This is a genomic window from Micromonospora sp. IBSANI012, assembly GCF_052814045.1.
Map to the genome: position 1 here is coordinate 1,272,612 of NZ_CP199933.1, position 15,547 is coordinate 1,288,158.

The window sequence follows — 15,547 nt, forward strand, 5'->3', positions numbered from 1 at the left end:
CGCCCGTCCGGGTGATCTGCGACAACCCCGGCCACGGAGCCCACACCGCTCAGTCGGCCGTGGCGTCGAACAGCACCGGCCAGGGCCGGGCCGACGGCGCCACCGCGGCCGGCGGCGCGGGCTCGACAGTGGCCAGCACCTCGGCCGCGAACTGGCCGAACATCGGTGCCGCGGGGTGCGGCGCGCGGTCCGGCCAGGCCGCCGCGGTCCGCTTCACCAGTGGTCGCCCGGCCAGCGGGCGCCAGGCGATCCGGGGCTCCCGGCGGGCCAGCGACTCCGGCTCCAGCGCCACCGCGCCGCCCGCCAGCAGCAGACCGAAGACGAACTCCGGATTACGGGCCGGCCGCACCCGGCCCGGCGTGAAGCCGTGCCGGCGGCAGACGTCCAGGACGTGGTCGTACCAGCCGGGGGCGGTGGACCGGGGCGCGGCGACGAGGTCCAGCCCGGCCAGGTCGGCCAGGGCCACCTCGCGCGGCCGGGCCAGCGGCGACGCCCGGGGCAGCAGCACCCCCACCGGTACGGTCACCGGCGGGCCGAAGCGCAACCCGGCCGGCTCCTCCGGATACTGCAGCAGCCCGGCGTCCAGCCGCCGCTCGGCGAGCATCCGCACCTGCTCGGCGCTGGTCAGCTCGTGCAGGTCGACGTCGAGCCCCGGCGCGGCGGCGGCCAGCCGGTCCAGCAGGGCGCGCAGCGTCACCGCCGGCGTCTCCGGCGGCACGCCGGCCCGGAACACGCCCAGCGCGCCGTCGCGGACCTGACGCATCAGGTGGCGTACCCGAAGCTCGCCGGCCAGCAGCTCCTCGGCCTCGCCGAGCAGCAGTTGCCCGGCGGTGGTCAGCCGCACCTGCCGCCGGGACCGGTCGAACAGTTCCACCGCCAGCTCGCGTTCCAGGCGCTGGATCGACTGGCTCAGCGGCGGCTGCGCCATGCCCAGCGCCTCGGCCGCCCGGCCGAAGTGCAGCTCGCGGGCGACCACCACGAAGTGCCGCAGGTGGCGGAGCAGATCCACGCCCGGACCCTACGGCAGCCACCGGTTACCGTGCCGGGGTGGCAGCGGAGCAGCGCATCGAGGAGATCCTCGCCCGGGCCGGCATCACCGGCAGCCTGCACGTCGTACCCGTGGACGGTCCGGCCGGGCCGGAGGTCGCCGTGCGGGCGGACGAGCAGACCCCGATCGCCTCCGTGTTCAAGATCCTGCTGGTGCTGGAGTTCGCCCGGCAGGTCGCCGCCGGGCAGCTCGACGCGAGCGAGCGGGTGCTGGTCCGGGCCGGCGACCGGCTCGGCGGGTGGGGTGTGGCCGGCTGCGCCGACGACGTCGAGGTGTCCCTGCGTGACCTGGCGTACTTCGCCATGTCGGTCAGCGACAACACCGCCGCCGACCTGCTGCTGCGCCGGGTCGGCGCGGACGTGCTGCCGATGCTCGCCGCCGAGCTGGACCTGCCGCGTACCCGGATCCTCGGCGGACCGAGGCAGCTGGTGGAGCTGATGCTCGCGGACGTGGGCGCCCGCACCGAGGCGGACTTCGCCCGGATCTTCCCGACCCTGCCCGAGGAGCGGGTCCGGGCGATGCGGGTCTTCGACCCCGCGCACACCACGTCGAGCACGGCCCGGGAGATCACCCGGCTGCTCGGCCTGATCTGGCGGGACGAGGCGGGCCCCGCCGCGGCCTGCGCCACCGTCCGGGAGCTGATGTCGCGGCAGCTCTTCTGGACCCGGCTGGCCTCCGGCTTCCCGGCGGGGGTACGCGTCGCCGCGAAGACCGGCACCCTGCCCGGGCTGCACCTGGAGGCCGGGGTGGCCGAGTACCCGGACGGCAGCCGGTACGCGATCGCGGTCTTCGCCCGCACCGACCGTCTCGCCACCCGGCGGATCGACGTCGACCTGGCCATGGGGGAGGCCGCCCGGACGGCGGTGGAGGCGGTGCGGGCGGCCTGACTTTTCCGCACACCGACCCGCCACTTCGGCGGCGCTGAGCTGGACCGATATCGCTCCGGATATCGCCCCCGCCGGCCTTTGATCTTGGACGTGGCGGCGGGCGCGGTGGTGGGGTGGGAACCGACCGCGCACACCGCAGACGGGGAGGATCCACCATGTCCGCACGCCCACTAGACCGCCGCCGATTCCTGCGCACCACCGCCGCCGGGGCCGCCGTGGTGACCGCCGGCGGACTCGCCACCGGGACGCCGGCGCAGGCCGCGCCGACCGCCGCCGGCCGTACCCGGCAGGGTGCGGTGAGCTTCCGCTGGTGGGGCACCTCCGGCTGGCGGATCGACATCGGCGACCGCACCGTCCTGGTCGACCCGTACCTGAGCCGCTACGACACCGGGCTGTTCCGCGGCGCCTTCGACCCGGCCACCCCGCTGACCGTCGACACCGCCGTCGTCGACTCCCTGGTGGACCGGGCCACCACCGTGCTGGTCACCCACACCCACTGGGACCACTACAACGACGTGCCGCACATCGCCGCGAAGACCGGCGCCCGGGTCTTCGGCACGCTGACCGCGTACCACCTCGGGCTGGCGTACGGGCTGCCGGCGAGCCAGCTCAGCCCGGTCAAGGGCGGGGAGGTGCTCGACTTCGGCGACCACACCGTCGAGGTGGTCAGCTCCCTGCACAGTCGCAACGCCGGCTGGTCGATGGCCTTCCCCGGGGTACGGGTCAGCCAGCCCACCCGGCCCGCCACCATCGCCGACCTGCCGGAGGGGGACACGCTGGCGTACCAGGTGCGCGTCGACGGCGGTCCGTCGGTGTTCTTGATGGGTGCCAGCGACTTCGCCGAGCGCAACCTCACCGGGCTGGCCCCGGACGTGGCGATGGTGGCGTTGCAGTCCACCACCGCGACCGCCGACTACGTGCCCCGGCTGCTGGCCGCCCTGGACCACCCGAAGGTCGTGGTCCCGGTGCACTGGGACAACTTCGAGACCCCGCTGGCCAACCCGCCGGTCGTCGGCCCCGCCGACCGGCGGCGCCTGGACGACCTGGTCGCCGCAGTCCGCCGGGCCTCGCCCCGCACCCGCGTGCTGGTGCCGGAGTACGGGACGGCGTACCACTTCTGAGCGGGGACGCGGCGGGGCCGGGATCGCGAGATCCCGGCCCCGCCGGCGTACGCCCGCGTCACTTGGCGAGCGGCTGGCCCTGCTTGTCCTTGAAGGAGCCGACCAGGATCATGATGAAGTCGATGAAGCTCCAGATCCCGAGGCCACCGATGGTGACCAGCTGGAGGATGCCGGTGCCGACCTTGCCGACGTAGAACCGGTGCACGCCGAGCACACCGACGAAGAAGCAGAGCAGCAGGGCGACGACCCAGGACTTCTGGGTGCCGACGGTAACGGGAGCAGTCACTGCGGTCCTTTCTCAGGTGAGATAGCCGCGGGAGCGTATCGAGCGGCACCGACCCGAGGCAAGATCGTTAAACCGCCGATCGCCCGGACGGGCGAGCAGGTCCGGACCGATCTGGTGGCCCCGGCCGCTCCGGTCAGGACGCGGTCAGGTCCCGCAGGGCCCGCACCGACTTCCAGTTGCGGGTCGTGGCCGCCACACCGAGCTGCTTCTCCAGGTAGGCGTTGGTGAACTTCGACCGGCCGTACCCGCCGTCGGGGAAGTGCAGGTGGACCTCCCGACCGGCCACGGTGAACTCGACGTTCTCGTTGCCGGGCACGGTCAGCGCCGCGACCTTCGCCTTCGTCGGGGCCGCGGCCAGGAAGGCGACCAGCAACCGGGTCGGGTCGTCCTGCCGACCGGTGTACGGGCTGCCGTCGACCACCGCCGCCAGCTCCGCGCCGCTGCGGACCAGCACCGGCACGGTCAACCCCAGCTCGCCGGCGAGCGCCTGCTCGATGCCCTTCGCCAGCCGGGCGGCGTCGGCGGAGGTGCTGCCGAACACGACGTTGCCCGACTGGAGGTAGGTCTTTACGTCGGCGTGCCCCAGGTCGGCGACCAGGCGGCGCAGGTCGGCCATGGCCAGCCGGGTGGTGCCGACGTTGACGCCGCGCAGCAGTCCCACGTACCGGTTCATGCCGGCTCCCCGGCGGTGCTCAGGTGCCGGTCGAAGAAGGCGACGATGCGGCGCCGGGCCTGGGTCGCCGACGGCTCGTGCGGCCCGCCACCGACCCGGGCCACCACCTGCTGCATCCGGGGCAGCTCGCCCGGCCGGTGGTGGTTGAGGAAGCCGTGCCGCGCCGGCGGGTAGACGGTGACCTCGTGCGGGACCTCATTGGTGGTCAGCGCCGACTCCAGTCTGGCCGGGGCCGACCGGAGGCTGACGTCCTTCCCGCCGAAGCTGCCGATCACCGGGCACGCCTCGGCCAGCAGCCGTTCGGCGTCCTTCGGTACCTGCCCGTAGTTGATGCTCGCGGCGGCGAACCCGTGCCCGGGCGCGAGTTGCAAGGCGAAGCCGCCGCCCATGCAGAAGCCGATGACCCCGATCCGGCCGGTGCAGTCCGGCCGCCCGGCGAGCCAGGCGCGGGTCGCGTCCAGCTCGTCGAACGCGCGGCCGGTGCCGCTGAGCAGCGCGCGGAAGGTCGCGCGCACGCAGCGGCCCCGCTTGTCCCACGAGTAGAGGTCGGGGGCCACCGCCAGGAAACCCGCGCCCGCCAGCCAGTCCGCCTGACGGCGGACATCCGGCGTCATGCCGAAGGCGTCGTGGACGACGACCACGCCGGGCCGCGGCCGGTCACCCTCCGGTTCGCTCAGGTACGCGGGCAGCGTCCCCTGAGCGATCGGGATCTCCACGTCGGCCACGGAGCCTCCTCACCTGTCGACGTCCGGTACCGCCCAGCCTAGGCAGACTCTCCACTCACGGGAAGGCGCGAAGCTCCCTGGCGCCGGTTCTCCTTCAGAGTCGGCGGATGGCGGCGGAGTCCAGCCGGAAGCCGACGGTCCGGTCGACCAGCCGGTCCACCAGGTCGGCCTTGCGCAGCCCGGCCACCCCACGCAGCCCGAGTCGGGCGGCCAGCGCCCGCAGGTCCTTCGCCGGCCAGGGCGTCAGGTACGCCGTACCCTCCGCCCGGCTGGTCATCGCGGTCAGCGCCGGCACCGCCGCCTCCAGGCCGGCGGTCGGCGGGGGTGCCGACGGTCGGACGGCGGCGGTCGGCGCGACGGGCACCACGGCCAGCCGGGCGCGGCCCTCGGCCAACGCCGCGACGTCGGCGGCCGGCAGGTCGGCCAGCAGGTCGGTGACCCGGGCCAGCAGCGCGGCGGCGCGGGCGCCCTCGGTCACGCCGCCACCTCGGCCGGTTGCAGGTGCGCGATGAACTCGGTGGTGATCTGGCGCAGCTCCTCCTGCACGGCCGCCGAGGTCACCCGGTGCCGCAGCACCGCCGGTACGCCGCGCGGGGTGTTGGCGGCGAAGAGGGTGACGTTCTCCCGCAACACGGTGGGGAAGACGGGCAGGCCGAGCGCGCGCACCTGGTCCATGTAGCCCTGGTGGGCGGCGATCGGCCGCTGCGCCATCAACTGGATCATCGTGAAGACCACCCCGGCGATGCCGGGGGCGACCTTGTGGTGCCGGCGGATGGTGGCGAAGCGCCGCGAGTCCGCGTTGTAGCGGTCGACCAGCTCCCGGACGTTGCCGCAGAGGTAGTCGATGCCGAGGGTCGACAGGTAGTCGGCCTTCGCGGGGATGAGCAGGTGGTCGCTGGCGATGATGGCGGACTGGGTGACCACGTTGAAGTTCGGCGGGCAGTCGATCAGCACCAGGTCGTAGCCGCCCAGCGCCTCGTCGTGCAGCCCCTCGGCGAGCGAGCCACGCACCCGGAACAGCTCCGCGTCGTACTCGTCGCCGTCGGCCACGCCCCGGGCCAGCGCCAGGTCGATGTCGGTGAGGCCGAGGTGCGAGGCGATCAGGTCGAGCCGCCCGGCGCCGGTGAGGTGGGCGTTGGCCGGGCCGGGGGAGACGACCAGCTCGCCCAGGGTCACCGCCGGGGTGTCGCCGCGCAGCCCGTCGTACCAGCGCTTGACGGTGCGCCCGTCGCGCAGCCGCTCCCGCCAGTCGTCCGGGTCGTAGAAGCTGAAGGTCAGGCTGGTCTGCGGATCGAGGTCGATCAGCAGCACCTTCATCCCCCGGTTGGCCAGCTCCGCCCCGAGGTTGGCGGTCAGGGTGGTCTTGCCCACCCCGCCCTTGTAATTGATCACGGACACCACGTACACCGACGGCACCTCCCCAGTGGAGGGAACCGTAGCGGGGTCCGCGGATCTCGGACACCCGGCCACCGTGGCGAAGCGCCCACCGATCCGTGCGGTGCTACAGTCTGCGCTGCTCAGCGGCGCTTCTCGGGGGAGGGTGGGACCATGGCCGGGGCGTTCCGCGACACCCTGTCGAAGCTGCTCAAGGCGCGCGTCCCGGTGCTGCACGTCGAGTCGTACGAGGAACAGCGGGTGATCGGCGAGATCAGCGCGGTCGCCCACGACGCCGCCCGCGTACGAACGCCGCGCGGGGTCTGGACCTGGTCGGCGACCCGCGGACTGGTTCCGCCCGACGGCAGTCGCCGCCAGGGCACCACCGACCCGGAAGCCGCACTCGACGCGGCGATCCGGGTCGACGAGCCCGCCGTACTCGTCTTCGCCGATCTGCACCCCGCGTTCGGCGGCGCCGGCCGTCCCGCCGACCCCGGCGTGGTCCGCCGGCTGCGGGATCTGGCGGCGGCGTTCCGGTCCGGGCCGGTGCCGCGCACCCTCGTCCTCGTCTCGCCGCTGCCGCACCTTCCGGTCGAGCTGGCGAAGGACGTGACCGTCCTCGATTTTCCGCTTCCCACCGAGGCGGAGATCCGCGCCGTCCTCGACGGGATGATCGCCGCGAACGCGGCCGGCGGCCGGATCCGGATCGAACTCGACGAGGAGGGTCGGGAGCGGCTGGCCCAGGCGGCCCTCGGGCTGACCCTGCACGAGGCGGAGAACGCGTTCGCCCGGGCGATGGTGGACGACGGGGTGCTTGACGAGCGTGACCTGAGCGTGGTGCACGAGGAGAAGCGACAGGCCGTCCGCCGCTCCGGAGTGCTGGAGTTCGTCGAGGGCGCGGTCGAACTGTCCGACGTGGGCGGCCTGGAGAACCTCAAGCGCTGGCTGGCCAAGCGGAACGGCTCCTGGCTGGCCGAAGCCGGCGCGTACGGCCTGCCCGCGCCACGCGGCGTACTCATCACCGGGGTCCCCGGCTGCGGCAAGTCGCTGACCGCCAAGGCGGTCGCCGCCGCGTGGCGACTGCCGCTGCTGCGACTGGACATCGGCCGGGTCTTCGCCGGCCTGGTGGGCTCCAGCGAACAGAACATGCGCTCGGCGATCCGGGCCGCCGAGGCCACTTCGCCCTGTGTGCTCTGGCTCGACGAGATCGAGAAGGGCTTCGCCGGCGGTACGGGCGGCGACTCCGGCACCTCCGCCCGCGTCTTCGGCTCCTTCCTGACCTGGATGCAGGAGAAGACCCTGCCGGTGTTCGTCATCGCCACCGCCAACGACTTCGAGGGTCTGCCCCCGGAACTGCTGCGCAAGGGACGCTTCGACGAGATCTTCTTCGTGGACCTGCCGACCCGGGCCGAACGTGCCTCGATCTGGGCGCTGCACGTCCACCGCCGGCTGCGCCACCCCGCGGTGGCCGGCGAACTGACCGTCGACCACGCCCTGCTCGCCGAGTTGGCCGAGCTCAGTGACGGCTACTCCGGCGCGGAGATCGAACAGGCCGTCGTCGGCGGACTCTTCGACGCGTTCTCCGAACGGCGTCCGCTGCGCCGCGACGACCTGGTGCGCGCCCTGGTCAGCATGGTCCCGCTCAGCGTCACCCAGGCCGAGCGCCTCACCGCCGTCCGCAGTTGGGCGCAGAGTCGCGCGGTCACCGCCACCGCGGCCGAGGACTGGGACCTCGGCGCCCGCGCCGCCGGTCCGTCCACCGGGCCGCAGGGAGGCCCTGGCCACGGCGGCCGGGCGGTGGAGTTCTGATGCCGTGTCCCACCATGACGACAGGAGAGCGCCGGTGAGCATTTCACTGCTACTCGTACCGCTGGCGGTGGCCACCGTGGCCGCCGTGCACGCGAGCAGCGCGGACCGCGACGACGACGGCCGGCTGGTGTGCCAGGTGCAGACCCGAATGCGGGACGCGAACCTGCTCGCCGCCGCGCTGCGCGACACCGACGCCGTGGTCACCGTCCACGGGGACGAGCTGACGGCCACCTGGGCCGGGGTGAGCGCCGACTTCCGGCGGGGCGCCGACGGCATCTGGACGGCCCACCTCACCGGCCAGGTCGACGAGGAGCGGGCGGTCGGCATCGTGCGGGCGGTCGACGCCGCGTACGGGCGGCAGGTGCAGCGGGCGGTGCTCGACCGGCTGCGCGCCCAGGCCCCCGCCGCCGGGCTGCGCCTGGAATCCGAGCAGATCACCGAGGACGCCGCGGTCCGGCTGGTGTTCGCCGTCGAGGGCAGGTCGGCATGAGCCGCCCGCCCCAGATCGTGGTGACCGTGCACCCGGACGGTTCGGTCAGCGCCGAGACCCACGGCGTGCTCGGCGAGCGCTGCCTCGACTACGTGGCCGTACTGGAGGACCTGCTCGCGGCGCGCGCGGTCGACAGCACATACACCGCCGACCTTCACCGCGCCAGCGTGCCCACCCTGCAGGAGAACACCCATGTCGACCATGCCTGACCCCACCTGGCCGCCCCCGCCGCCCGGCCCCGGCCCGGGACCCGCGCCGTTCGGCGCCGGCGTGCCGGCGACGGCCGGCAATCCGGCCGCCGACCGCGGCTGGCGCCTGCGGCACAGCTGGTGGCTGCTGATGCCCATCCTCGGCTGCGGCTGCATCGGCGGCTTCGGCTTCATCTACGTGGGCCTGCGGGCCCGGCGTCCGCACTGGTGGATCGCCGGCATCGGGTACGCCTTGCTCGGCTGGGCCGCCTTCGCCACCGTCGGCGGGACGGACAAGGACAACCCGGTGTCTGACGTGGCCACCGCGATGACGCTGGCCGTCTGGATCGCCGGCATCGTGCACGCCATGCTGATCAACCCTGCGTGGCTACGCTGGCAGGCCCAGCACCGCCCCTGGTACACGCAGCCGGCGCCCCCTGCGGCCGGCGCCCCGTACCCGCCGGCACCGTTCGCGCCGCCCGGCCCGGCCTGGCCGGTGGGCCCGCAGCCGGTGCACCCGGCCGGTCCGCCGTCGGCGTACTGGGGCACCGGCCCGGTCGCCGCGCCCGTGCCGGCGCAGCCCGTGCCGCCGGTGCCGCCGGTCGCGCCGGCCGGGGCGTCGGTCGCGCCGACGGGTCCAATGGTGGACGTCAACTCCGCCAATCACGACCAGCTTGTCGCCCTGCCCGGCTTCGACCCGGCCCGGGCCCGGCAGGTGCTCGCCACCCGCGACGCCCGTCGTGGGTTCGGCAGCCTGGCGGAATTCGCCGCCGCCGCCAACCTTGCGCCGCACGAATACGCCCGGCTGCGCGACACGCTGGTCTGCCTGCCGCCGGCCGGCCCCGCAACCCACCCCGGACAGTCGCATGGACGCGTACTCGATTTCTGAGGCCGGTCCGGTCCGGCGGCCGGCGTCCGGGTCGGAGCTGGTCGTCCCGGTGGGCCGGTTCGTCGCCTCGACGAGGGCGGAGGGCCCGGGCGACCGGACCGCCGTCTGGGTCCAGGGCTGCGCGATCCGCTGCCCCGGTTGCTTCAATCCCCAGCTGTGGAGCTTCCGGGGCGGGGAGCCGGTGGCGCCGGCCGACCTGGTCCGCCGGATCCTCGACACCGGCACCGACGGCCTGACCCTGCTCGGCGGCGAGCCGTTCGACCACGCCGCCGCGTTGTCAGAGGTGGCGGCCGAGGTGCGGCGGGCCGGACTGTCGGTGATGACCTTCACCGGCTACACCCGCGACGGCCTCCGGCGTGCCACCGACAGCGGTCGCAAGGACGTGGCGGCACTGCTGGCCGAGACCGATCTGCTCGTGGCCGGCCCGTTCCTGGCCGACCGGATCGACACCCACCGGCCGTGGGTCGGCTCCACGAACCAGGAGTTCGTGCTGCTCACCGACCGCTTTCCGGGGATGCTCGACGGCCTGCCCGAGACCACCGACCGGGTGGAGATCACGGTCGACGCCGCCGGCCGGGTGGCGGTCAACGGCTGGGCGGAGCTGGACGCCCTGGACGAGTTGTTCGCCGCCGCTCAGCTCCGCCGGGCCGGGCGGCGGTAGCCGTAGGTCGCCGGGGCGCATCGTGGACGGCGGCTGACCTCGGAGCGTCGCCGCCGTGGTCGGCACGGTGCCGGCGATGGCCGTGCTGCTGAACGGGACGGCGATCGCGGGCGGTGCGGGTCTACCGTTGCCGGCATGCGCGCCCTACGCCCCGCCGCCGGCTTGCTCCTCGCGGCCGCCGCCGTGGTGCTCTGGGCGGTCGGCATGACCGTTCTGCAACCGCTGACCGAGCCGATCGGGCCGTGGCCGGAACGGTTGGCGAGCAACAACACCTACGGGGCCCGGGACATCCGCTTCCTCGCCATTGTCCTGGTCGCCGTCGGGCTGGTGCTGGCCGGCGGGGGCGACCGCCGGTGGACCCACCCGGCGCTGGTGCTCGGCGCCGGTGCGGTGGTGGCGGACGTGCTGCTCGACCGGGCCGACGTCACCGGCGTCCCGGCGACCGTGCTGCTGGTGGCCGGCGGTTGGGCGGCGGTCGGCCTGCTCGCCGCCTTCCTGGTCCGCCGGCACGGGCGACCCGGCCGGCCGGTCCACTGGCAGCACCGCCGCGCCCTGGGCATGGCGGCGGCCGTCGCCGCGACGCTGGTCGTGGTGGCCGGCGCGCTGCAGTCGCCCACCGACCGGGAGCCCGAGCTCACCCCGGCCTGCCTCGCCGCCGCGGCGCTGTCGCTCGCCGCGTCGCTGGGCTGCGCACTCGCCGCCGCCTCCGCGCCCGGCCGGGAGCGCCGGTGGTGGGCGCTCGGCCTCGCGCTGGCCGGCGCGGTCGGCCTGGCCGTCGGCCGGCTTCTCCCACCCGGTCACCGGTGGTGGCCGGCCCTCGCCCTCGGGGTGGTCCTGCTGACCGGTACGACGCTGCTGTCCTGGGACCGCCCGGGTGGCCGTCCGCCGTGGCGGCGGCACGCCATGGCCGGCGCCGCGATGCTCCTCGGCCTGCCGGCCGTGGGCGTGCTGGCGCTGCTGGCCCAGGCCGCCCTGCCGGTGGGCGCCGTGCTCACTGACGGGGCGGGCAACATCGCGGTCGACGCCATGGACACCGACGCGCTCTGGTCGCTGGCCGGCCTGCTCACCGGCCTGCTGCTGGGGCTGCTGCTGGCCTGGCCCAACGCCCTCGGGCACCCGGCCGGGGGTCAGCCCCGGCCGGAGGGACCGCCCGGGCCGGAGGCACCACCGGGACCGGACGGGCCGCGCCGGGCCAGCGCCGAGCGGCGGTAGCCGTACAGGGCGTAGACGACCGCGCCGATCACGAACCAGACCGCGAACCGCAGCCAGGTCACCGGGGCCAGGAAGGTGATCAGCCAGACCGAGAAGAGCGCGCCGACCGCCGGCACCACCGGCATGCCCGGCAGCCGGAACGTGCGCGGCGCGTCGGGGCGGCGGTAACGCAGCACGATCACCGCGATGCAGACCACCACGAAGGCCAGCAGGATGCCGATGTTGGTCAGCTCCGCCGCCTGCCGGATCGGCAGGAAGCCCGCGATCAGCGCGGAGCCCACCCCGACGATCCAGGTGACCCGGATCGGCACCCGGCGCACCGGGTGCACCTTGGCGAACCAGGCCGGCAGCAGCCCGTCCCGGCTCATCGAGAACCACACCCGGGTCACCCCGAGCATGAAGGTGAACATCACGGTCAGGATGCCGATGATCGCGCCGACCGCGATCACGCTGGCCAGGCCGGAGAGGCCGACCGAGGCGAACGCGGAGGAGAAGCCGCTCTCCGGGTCGATCTCCCGGTAGTTCTGCATGCCGGTGAGCACCAGCGTGGCCAGCACATACAGCACCATCGAGATGAGCAGCGAGTAGATGATCGCCTTGGGCATGTGCCGTCGGGCGTCCCGGGACTCCTCGGCGGCGGTGCTCATCGCGTCGTAGCCGAAGACGGCGAAGAAGACGGTGGCCGCGCCGGTCAACGCGCCGCTGAGGCCGAACGGGAAGAACGGCGAGTAGTTCGCTGTCCGGATGTGGAAGAAGCCGACCACGATGACCAGCAGCACCACGGCGACCTTCAGCCCGACCACGAGCGTCTCGACGCGGGCCGCCGTCTTGATGCCCAGGGTGAGCAGGAACGCGATGAACAGGCAGAGCACCACGGCGAACAGGTCGACCACGTGCCCGTCGCCGGTGCCCGGCGCGCCGAGCATCCAGGCCGGCAGGTCGAGGCCCAGCTCGCCGAGGAGGAAGGCGAAGTAGCCGGAGATGCCGATCGCGACCACCGCCACGATCGCGGTGTACTCCAGCAGCAGGTCCCAGCCGATGAACCAGCCGACCGCCTCGCCGAGCACCACGTAGCCGTAGGTGTAGGCCGAGCCGGCCTTCGGGATCATGCCGGCGAACTCCGCGTACGACAGTGCGGCCGCCGCGCTGGCCAGGCCGGCGACCAGGAACGACACCAGCACGGCCGGGCCGGCGGTCTCGCTGGCGACCGCCCCGGCCAGGGCGAAGATCCCGGCGCCGATGATGCCGCCGATGCCGATCGCGGTGAGCTGCCACAGCCCCAGCGCGCGGGACAGCTGCTCGACCTCGTCGGCGATCTCCTCGACCGGCTTGCGGCGGAAGATGCCGGTGCCGTTGCCTGCGGAGGTCATCGTCGTCCCCTTCACCCTCGGTGTCGAGTCCCGCCGGGGTACGTACGCCCCAACGACGCGACCGGGGCCCCGGTCACTCGACGACCGGGAGCACGACCTCGTTGCGGCGCAGGAACCAGGGCTTCCACGGTGGGTCGAAGCGGGCGTACCGGATCGCGCCGGTGGGGCTCAGCCCCGCCGCGGTGACCGCCCGGCCCAGCGCGGTGGCCCGCTGTTCGAACGCCTTCTGGCTCCACCGGCCGGAGAACCGCATCGCGGCGGCGAGCTGTGCGGGGATCTCCCGGACGGTGATCCGGGGATCCTCCGGTTCGGGCACGGTGGCGGCGGTGAGCGCGGCCGGCAGCACGAAGCGCACCACCCAGCAGCCGGGTCGCTCGCCCTCCTCCTGCACCACCGGGGCGGTCATGCCGACGTTCCGCCGGGACCGGTTCGCCCCCGAGATGTAAGCGGCCAGCGGCTGGAACCCGGCGTTGCCCGCCTCGAGGAACGACCCGTCGACCCGTAGCTCGGCGACCAGGTGGGCGGGGTACCGGCGCAGCTCGAAGCCGGGGTGCCTGGCCACCACCCGGTACGGCTGCTGCTCGGTCATGGGCCACGCTCCCGGCCGTCAGGGCTCCTCGACAGCCACGCTACCGTCCGTCACCATTTCCCTCCCGGTGAAGCGGAAGCCGGACCAGCCGCCAGTACTGCCGCCCGTCGGAGTCGCGTACCACCACCCCGAGCCGGAGCATACAATCATTTTTGGTTGTATCACCGATGAGAGTATCGGAGCTGAGTGCATGGACGGTTTCGTCGGACGTACCCGAGAGTTGGCCGTGCTCGACGGGATGCTCGACAAGGTCCGTCGGGGGGGCCGGGCCGGCCGGCCGGGGCGTGCCCTGCTGATGCGCGGGCGGCGCCGGGTCGGCAAGTCGCGACTGGTGGAGGAGTTCGTCGAGCGCGCCGAGGTGCCGCACCTGTTCTTCACCGCCTCCGCCCAGCCCACCGTCACCGCGGACCTCGCCCTGTTCGTGGCGGCGGCCGCCGACTCCTCGCTGCCCGGGGCCCACCTTTTCGTGGCCCAGCGGCCGACGACCTGGGACGCTGCGCTCACCCTGCTCGCCGCCGCGTTACCGACCGACCGGCCGAGCGTCGTCGTCCTCGACGAGATGCCCTATCTGATCGCCACCGATCCCGGCTTCGAGGGCACCCTGCAGAAGGTCTTCGACCGGGAGTTCTCCCGGCGTCCCGTGCTGCTCGTCTGCGTCGGTTCGGACCTGGCGATGATGGAGGCGCTCAACGACTACGGACGGCCGTTCCACCAGCGGGCGACCGAGATGGTGATCCCGCCGCTGAGCCCGGCTGACGTCCGCGACATGCTCGGCCTCACCCCGGCCGAGGCCTTCGACGCGTACCTGGTTTCCGGTGGGCTGCCGCTGATCCTCGACGAGTGGCCCGGTGGCGCTTCGTTGAGCGACTACCTCGCCGACGCGGTGACCGATCCGACCTCGGCGCTGCTGGTCAGCGCGGAGCGGGCGTTGGCCGCCGAGTTTCCGACGCAGTCGCAGGCGGGCCTGGTGCTGCGAGCCATCGGCTCCGGTGAGCGGACCTTCTCCCTCATCGCCCGGGCCGCGGGCGATCTGCCGCAGGCGTCGCTCAACCGGGCGCTGCGTCTGCTGACCGACAAGCGCATCGTCGACGTGGCGGTTCCGCTGTCCACCCGGCCCTCTCGGGAGACCCGCTACACGGTCACCGACCCCTACCTCCGCTTCTGGTTGTCGTTCCTCGGCCCCCACCTGCCGGAGATCGAGCGCGGCCGGGGCGACCTGACCCTGGAGCGGATCAGGACGTCGTGGACGTCGTGGCGGGGCCGTGCGATCGAGCCGGTCGTCCGGGAGTCGCTGCGCCGACTACCCGCGGGCCACCTGCCGGACGGCACCGCGGTGGTTGGCGGCTACTGGACGCGTACGAACGACCCTGAGATCGATCTGGTCGGTGCCGACCGGGGGCCGGTCGCTCGCCGGATCACCTTCGTCGGTTCCGTCAAGTGGCTGGAGAACCGGCCCTTCGACACCCATGACCTGGGGCGGCTGCTTGCGCACCGGGCCCGGATGCCCGGGGCCGACGAACGCGTCGAGCCGGTCGTGGTGTCCCGCGGTGGGACGGCCGTGGAGGGCGTACGGGTCCTGTCGGCGGAGGACCTCCTCACCGCGTGGCGCGATTGAACTTTCGTCCGGTTCGGGCCGTACCACTGGCCGAGGATGCGCTGCGGCGATCAGCCGCAATCGCTGCCGAGCTGCGGGAGGCCTGCCGTGCGAGTTGGTGAGCAGTCGACGGATCCCATCGATCAGATCCTGGGCGAGGTGCCGGTGCCGGCGTCGCTGACACCGGAGGACGTCCGGCTCGCGGTCCGGGCGGTGGTGGTGCACGCCGCCGAGGAGTGGCCCAACGGGCCGCTGTGCCGCAACGACGGCGCGTCGTACCCGTGCCGCCTGCACCGCTGGGGCCGCCGCGTGCTGGAGACGCACGGGCTCAACGAGCGTCAGATCGACGCGCTGATCCGGCACGGCAACCCCTTCGTGCACGTGCCGTTCCCGTTCACCTTCACCGGTCCCGCCACCGCCCGGGCCGACCGGCCGGCCCCGGTCCACCCGGGCCGTACCCCGACCGACCGGCCGGCCCACGGCCATCCGACGCGCGGCCAGACCGGCCGGGTCACCGCACCGGGAGTCCGGCCCGCCGTCCGGTCCGGTGGGCCCGGCCGGCCGGTGGCACCCCCCGCCACCGCGCCGCGCTGGCCCCGGGCGAGCTGAGCGGAGGTACGACCGCCCGCAT

The 15,547-nt window shown here is 73.9% G+C and carries 19 protein-coding genes; 10 read left to right on the forward strand and 9 right to left on the reverse strand.

The genetic code is table 11. The annotated features are described in order from the left end of the window. Nucleotides 1-49: 49 nt before the first annotated feature. On the reverse strand, nt 50-1,009 hold the full coding sequence (locus ACTWM8_RS06050; RefSeq protein WP_346536232.1) for a LysR substrate-binding domain-containing protein: 960 nt from the start codon (nt 1,007-1,009) through the stop codon (nt 50-52). Nucleotides 1,010-1,047: 38 nt separating this feature from the next. On the opposite strand from ACTWM8_RS06050, the gene ACTWM8_RS06055 reads away from it, so the two are divergent. Both ACTWM8_RS06055 and ACTWM8_RS06060 read left to right on the forward strand, forming a co-directional pair. Continuing rightward, on the forward strand, nt 1,048-1,935 hold the full coding sequence (locus tag ACTWM8_RS06055; protein WP_446212939.1) for a serine hydrolase: 888 nt from the start codon (nt 1,048-1,050) through the stop codon (nt 1,933-1,935). A gap of 155 nt (nt 1,936-2,090) precedes the next feature. Beyond that, nucleotides 2,091-3,056, forward strand: a complete 966-nt coding sequence (locus ACTWM8_RS06060) for an MBL fold metallo-hydrolase (protein WP_446212940.1) — start codon at nt 2,091-2,093, stop codon at nt 3,054-3,056. Nucleotides 3,057-3,114: 58 nt separating this feature from the next. Here the strand turns inward: ACTWM8_RS06060 and ACTWM8_RS06065 are convergent, their stop codons facing one another. The 5 genes from ACTWM8_RS06065 to ACTWM8_RS06085 form a co-directional block, all read right to left on the reverse strand. Next, entirely contained in the window at nt 3,115-3,342 is a 228-nt protein-coding gene (locus ACTWM8_RS06065; RefSeq protein ID WP_446212941.1) for a TM2 domain-containing protein, read from the reverse strand. A gap of 133 nt (nt 3,343-3,475) precedes the next feature. After that, a complete protein-coding gene (locus ACTWM8_RS06070; protein ID WP_446212942.1) occupies nt 3,476-4,015 on the reverse strand; it encodes a DUF1697 domain-containing protein in 540 nt (179 codons plus the stop codon). After that, nucleotides 4,012-4,740, reverse strand: coding sequence for a dienelactone hydrolase family protein (locus tag ACTWM8_RS06075; protein WP_446212943.1), 729 nt, complete (start codon nt 4,738-4,740; stop codon nt 4,012-4,014). The genes ACTWM8_RS06070 and ACTWM8_RS06075 overlap by 4 nt, the downstream gene beginning before the upstream one ends. A 94-nt stretch (nt 4,741-4,834) precedes the next feature. Beyond that, nucleotides 4,835-5,218, reverse strand: coding sequence for a hypothetical protein (locus ACTWM8_RS06080; protein ID WP_446212944.1), 384 nt, complete (start codon nt 5,216-5,218; stop codon nt 4,835-4,837). Then, nucleotides 5,215-6,147 (reverse strand): ParA family protein, encoded by a 933-nt coding sequence (locus ACTWM8_RS06085; RefSeq protein ID WP_446212945.1) that lies wholly within the window; start codon nt 6,145-6,147, stop codon nt 5,215-5,217. The genes ACTWM8_RS06080 and ACTWM8_RS06085 overlap by 4 nt, the downstream gene beginning before the upstream one ends. Before the next feature lie 141 nt (nt 6,148-6,288). On the opposite strand from ACTWM8_RS06085, the gene ACTWM8_RS06090 reads away from it, so the two are divergent. From ACTWM8_RS06090 to ACTWM8_RS06115, 6 genes are all read left to right on the forward strand, one after another. Continuing rightward, nucleotides 6,289-7,923, forward strand: a complete 1,635-nt coding sequence (locus tag ACTWM8_RS06090; protein ID WP_446212946.1) for an AAA family ATPase — start codon at nt 6,289-6,291, stop codon at nt 7,921-7,923. 34 nt (nt 7,924-7,957) lie between these two features. Continuing rightward, a complete protein-coding gene (locus ACTWM8_RS06095; RefSeq protein WP_446212947.1) occupies nt 7,958-8,413 on the forward strand; it encodes a hypothetical protein in 456 nt (151 codons plus the stop codon). Further along, nucleotides 8,410-8,622, forward strand: a complete 213-nt coding sequence (locus ACTWM8_RS06100; protein ID WP_446212948.1) for a DUF2997 domain-containing protein — start codon at nt 8,410-8,412, stop codon at nt 8,620-8,622. Before ACTWM8_RS06095 ends, ACTWM8_RS06100 begins: the two co-directional genes overlap by 4 nt. Continuing rightward, nucleotides 8,606-9,490: a helix-hairpin-helix domain-containing protein gene (locus tag ACTWM8_RS06105; protein ID WP_446212949.1), complete on the forward strand. Its 885-nt coding sequence runs from the start codon at nt 8,606-8,608 to the stop codon at nt 9,488-9,490. Before ACTWM8_RS06100 ends, ACTWM8_RS06105 begins: the two co-directional genes overlap by 17 nt. After that, on the forward strand, nt 9,468-10,151 hold the full coding sequence (locus ACTWM8_RS06110) for a 4Fe-4S single cluster domain-containing protein (RefSeq protein WP_446212950.1): 684 nt from the start codon (nt 9,468-9,470) through the stop codon (nt 10,149-10,151). Before ACTWM8_RS06105 ends, ACTWM8_RS06110 begins: the two co-directional genes overlap by 23 nt. Before the next feature lie 135 nt (nt 10,152-10,286). After that, nucleotides 10,287-11,363, forward strand: coding sequence for a hypothetical protein (locus ACTWM8_RS06115; protein WP_446212951.1), 1,077 nt, complete (start codon nt 10,287-10,289; stop codon nt 11,361-11,363). Here ACTWM8_RS06115 and ACTWM8_RS06120 read toward each other — a convergent pair. The 3 genes from ACTWM8_RS06120 to ACTWM8_RS06130 all read right to left on the reverse strand — a co-directional run bounded on the left by ACTWM8_RS06120 (nt 11,279) and on the right by ACTWM8_RS06130 (nt 13,464). Beyond that, the gene (locus ACTWM8_RS06120) at nt 11,279-12,733 is read right to left on the reverse strand and encodes an amino acid permease (RefSeq protein ID WP_446212952.1); all 1,455 of its coding nucleotides are present in this window, start codon (nt 12,731-12,733) and stop codon (nt 11,279-11,281) included. The two genes, ACTWM8_RS06115 and ACTWM8_RS06120, sit on opposite strands and share 85 nt — an antisense overlap. A gap of 73 nt (nt 12,734-12,806) precedes the next feature. Beyond that, nucleotides 12,807-13,322, reverse strand: coding sequence for an SOUL family heme-binding protein (locus tag ACTWM8_RS06125; RefSeq protein ID WP_446212953.1), 516 nt, complete (start codon nt 13,320-13,322; stop codon nt 12,807-12,809). A gap of 40 nt (nt 13,323-13,362) precedes the next feature. Further along, entirely contained in the window at nt 13,363-13,464 is a 102-nt protein-coding gene (locus tag ACTWM8_RS06130) for a CysS/YqeB C-terminal domain-containing protein (protein ID WP_446212954.1), read from the reverse strand. Between the two features lie 48 nt (nt 13,465-13,512). On the opposite strand from ACTWM8_RS06130, the gene ACTWM8_RS06135 reads away from it, so the two are divergent. Then, the gene (locus ACTWM8_RS06135) at nt 13,513-14,937 is read left to right on the forward strand and encodes an ATP-binding protein (protein WP_446212955.1); all 1,425 of its coding nucleotides are present in this window, start codon (nt 13,513-13,515) and stop codon (nt 14,935-14,937) included. Between the two features lie 87 nt (nt 14,938-15,024). Beyond that, nucleotides 15,025-15,525, forward strand: a complete 501-nt coding sequence (locus tag ACTWM8_RS06140; RefSeq protein WP_446212956.1) for a hypothetical protein — start codon at nt 15,025-15,027, stop codon at nt 15,523-15,525. Nucleotides 15,526-15,547: the final 22 nt, after the last annotated feature.